The 3,795-nt window shown below is 69.8% G+C and carries 4 protein-coding genes; all 4 read right to left on the bottom strand.

All coding sequences use genetic code 11. From position 1 onward, the window contains the following. The coding region (locus G6026_RS02930; protein WP_347238053.1) for a DUF294 nucleotidyltransferase-like domain-containing protein at nucleotides 1–514 on the bottom strand (514 nt) is incomplete at its 3' end. A 190-nt stretch (nucleotides 515–704) separates the two neighbouring features. Beyond that, nucleotides 705–1,043: a P-II family nitrogen regulator gene (locus tag G6026_RS02925; RefSeq protein WP_017836986.1), complete on the bottom strand. Its 339-nt coding sequence runs from the start codon at nucleotides 1,041–1,043 to the stop codon at nucleotides 705–707. A 28-nt stretch (nucleotides 1,044–1,071) separates the two neighbouring features. Beyond that, nucleotides 1,072–2,367 carry an ammonium transporter gene (locus G6026_RS02920; RefSeq protein WP_107758111.1) on the bottom strand — a complete coding sequence of 432 codons (1,296 nt, stop codon included), beginning with the start codon at nucleotides 2,365–2,367 and terminating at the stop codon, nucleotides 1,072–1,074. Between the two features lie 246 nt (nucleotides 2,368–2,613). Next, nucleotides 2,614–3,795: signal recognition particle-docking protein FtsY (gene ftsY / locus G6026_RS02915; RefSeq protein ID WP_241727926.1), on the bottom strand; the 1,182-nt coding region annotated here is incomplete at its 5' end.

The following is a 3,795-nucleotide window of genomic DNA, read 5'->3' as shown; positions in this document are numbered from 1 at the left end:
CCACGAGGTCGTCGAACCGCGAGGCGATCTGGTCGCGCCACTGGCGCCGGGCGCCGTCCACCACGAGGGCTCCGAGGTCCGCGTCACCCGCGATGACCCGGGCGTCCAGCAGGCTCAGCCCCACCGCCACGTCCGCGGCCGCCACCGCGAGGCACTGGTCGACGGTCCGCACACTGTGGTCGAGGCCCACGCCCGAGTCCCACAGGGGGTACCACATGGCATCGGCGAGCTCCCCGACGTCCCGGTCGGGACGCCTCTCGTGCACCAACACCAGGTCGAGGTCGGAGTACGGGAGCACCTCGCGTCGGCCGAGCCCCCCGAACGCGACCAGGGCGAATCCGGATCCCGGGCCGATCCCCGCCTCGTCCGCGAGCCGCCCCAACTCCATCTCGTACAGCTCGCACAGGGCGTCCCGCAGGTCCGCGGCCGGGAGGTCCGCCGAGGTGGCGGAGAGGATCTGCTCGCGTCCGGCCCGCAGCGCCATGGCCCGCTCACCGTCCCCGGTCACGCTCACGACGTCTCTCTTTCCCTCATTAGTGTGTCTCCAGACTGTAGGCCCCGTGTCACCTGGCGGCGGCTACGGTGTTTCGCTTCCGTGAACGCCCCCGCACGCACACCGAGAAGCTCGGTGAGACAGGCGGAGTCATCGAGAAACGCGGTCGACCCCGGTTCCGGGGTCGACCGCGCCTCGTGGTGTTCCTCGGTCAGATCGCGGCGTCGCCCGCCTCGCCGGTCCGGACCCGGACGATCGTCTCGACGGGGGTCACCCAGACCTTCCCGTCGCCGATCTTGCCGGTGCGCGCGGCGTCCACGATCAGCTGGACCACGGTGTCGGCGGTCTCGTCGTCGACGACCACCTCGACCCGGATCTTGGGCACGAAGTCCACGGCGTACTCCGCACCGCGGTAGACCTCGGTGTGGCCCTTCTGCCGGCCGTAACCCTGGACCTCACTGATGGTCAGTCCGTGGATTCCCGCCTGTTCGAGTGCTGCCTTGACGTCATCGAGCGTGAACGGCTTGACGATCGCGGTGACGAGCTTCATGTCAGGGGTTCCTTTCGCAGTGGTCGGCTCAACGGATGAGCGCGTTGGTGGAGGCCTCGTACGCGGACTCCGCGTGCTCGGCGCCGTCGATGCCGGACTGCTCGTCCGTCTCGCTGATGCGCCACCCGAGCGGGCGGCAGATCCCGTAGGCGATCGCGGTCATGATGGCCGTGAAGACGAGTGCCGCCACGGCGATCACGATCTGGACGACGAGCAGCCTCCACCCGTCGGCCGAGTAGAACACGCCGGCGTCCGTGTCGTAGGTGCCGGTGGCGAGGAGGCCGATGGCGACGGTGCCCCAGAGACCCGCCACGAGGTGCACGCCCACGACGTCGAGCGAGTCGTCGTAACCGAAGCGGTGCTTGAGCCCCACGGCGAGGGCACACAGGGCGCCGGACACGGCACCGAGGGCGATCGCGCCGAGGGGATGGACCGACCCTGCGGCCGGGGTGATGGCGACCAGACCCGCGACGACGCCCGAGGCGGCACCGAGGCTGGTGGCGTGGCCGTCCCTGATCCGCTCGGTGAGGAGCCACCCGAGCATCGCGGCGGCCGTGGCGACGGTGGTGTTGATCCAGGCGAGACCGGCGGCGCCGTTGGCGCCGAACGCCGAACCGGCGTTGAACCCGAACCAGCCGAACCACAGGAGACCGGCACCGAGCATGACCAGCGGGAGGTTGTGGGGACGGAAGGCGGTGCGTCCGAAGTCGTAACGCTTGCCGATGAGCAGGACGAGGACCAGTGCTGCCATACCGGCGTTGATGTGGACCACGGTGCCGCCGGCGAAGTCGACCGGGGCGACGGCGGCGACGAGGCCGCCCTCACCGTCGTCGACGGTGCCGAAGATCATCGCGGCGAGGCTGTTCTCGGAGTGCGACAGCAGGCCACCACCCCAGACCATGTGGGCCATGGGGAAGTAGGCGAGCGTCACCCACACCGCGGCGAAGACCAGCCAGGTCCCGAACTTCACGCGCTCGGCGATGGCTCCCGAGATGAGGGCGACGGTGATGATGGCGAAGGTGACCTGGAATCCCACGTCGACGACCTGCGGGTAGGCCCCCGAGGCGGACATGACCCAGTTCTCGGCGTCCCCGATCACCCCGGCGAGACCGAACATCTCGAAGGGGTTGGCGAAGAGCCCGAGGATGTCCTGCTCGCCGTAGGACATCGACCAGCCCCACAGCACGTAGACGATTCCGACGACCCCGATCGCGCTGAACGACATCATCATCATGTTGAGCACCGACTTCTGGCGGGACATCCCGCCGTAGAACATCGCCAGTGCGGGCGTCATGAGCAGGACCAGGGATGCCGCCATGAGCATCCAGGCCGTGTCTCCCGTATCGATCTCCGTCGTCGCCTCCTGGGCGAGCAACAAGACACTGTCACCTCTCACGGTGAGGTCCTCCTCGTCTCCATGGTGAGCGTTGGTCACTCACTCCTCGGGTCAGAAGAATTCCTTTCCGCTGTTTCGGTGAGTGCGCGGTCATGTTTCCGGGCTGTAACGTGGCGCGCCCTGTGGTTCCGATCATGTGTCCCGGGCCCGGCCGCGCCCCGGGCCCCGCGCGGATCAGGTGCCGAGAAGGGCGTCGACGAACGCCTCGGGCGCGAACGGCGCGAGGTCGTCGGCCCCCTCGCCCAGCCCGACGAGCTTGACCGGGACGCCGAGTTCGTGTTGGACCTGGAACACGATGCCGCCCTTGGCGGTGCCGTCGAGTTTGGTCAGCACCACCCCGGTGATGTCGACGACGTCCTTGAACACGCGCGCCTGCATGAGACCGTTCTGCCCGGTCGTCGCGTCGATCACCAGGAGCACCTCGTCGACGGGGGTCTTCTTCTCCACGACCCGCTTGACCTTGCCGAGCTCGTCCATGAGACCGGTCTTGGTGTGGAGGCGGCCGGCGGTGTCCACCAGGACCGCGTCCACCCCGGTATCGACTCCCCGGGAGACGGCGTCGAACGCCACGGACGCGGGATCCGCGCCCTCCTTGCCGCGGACGACCTCCGCTCCCACCCGTTCGGCCCACGTCTGGAGCTGGTCGGCGGCCGCGGCGCGGAACGTGTCGGCGGCCCCGAGCAGGATGTCGCGTCCGTCGGCGACCAGGACGCGGGCGAGCTTGCCGGTGGTGGTGGTCTTGCCGGTGCCGTTGACCCCGACCACCAGGATCACGGCGGGTGTGCCGTCGTTCGGCAGCGCACGCAGTGAACGGTCATATTCGGGATGCAGGTTGTCGATAAGGGTCTGCCGCAGCAGGTCCCGGACCTCGGCCTCCGTGCGGACCTGTCTGGTCGCGATGTCCCCGCGCAGGCGGTCGATGACGCGCTGGGTGACCGCGGTGCCCAGGTCCGCCATGATCAGGGTGTCCTCGATCTCCTCCCACGCGTCCTCGTCGAGATCACCGGCGCCCAGGAGGCCGAGCAGGCCCTGTCCCACGGCGCCCTGGGAGCGCGCCAGCCGACCACGGAGGCGGTCGAGACGCCCCTCGGACGGGTCGATGCGCTCGACCGGGGCCACCGGGGAGGGGGCACCGGTGATCAGCTCGGTCGTCGGGACCGGGACCTCCTCGTCCGGGACCTCCGGCGGGACGACGACCGGTTCGACGGGCGCCGGTTCGACGACGACGGTGTCCTCGCTCGGACCGGACAGTGTGTCCGGCTCGGGCGCGACCGGGGTCTCGGCGGGCCCGGGGGCGTCGGTCGACCGCGGAGTGTCGACCGGTGGGGGCGTCTCGACGGGCGGGGTCGCGCCGAC

The sequence above is a fragment of the Dietzia sp. DQ11-38-2 genome (genome assembly GCF_014145055.1).
Classification (GTDB): Bacteria; Actinomycetota; Actinomycetes; order Mycobacteriales; family Mycobacteriaceae; genus Dietzia.
The sequence above is the reverse complement of the archived record's forward strand: the minus strand, read 5'-3'. Positions and strand labels throughout refer to the sequence as shown.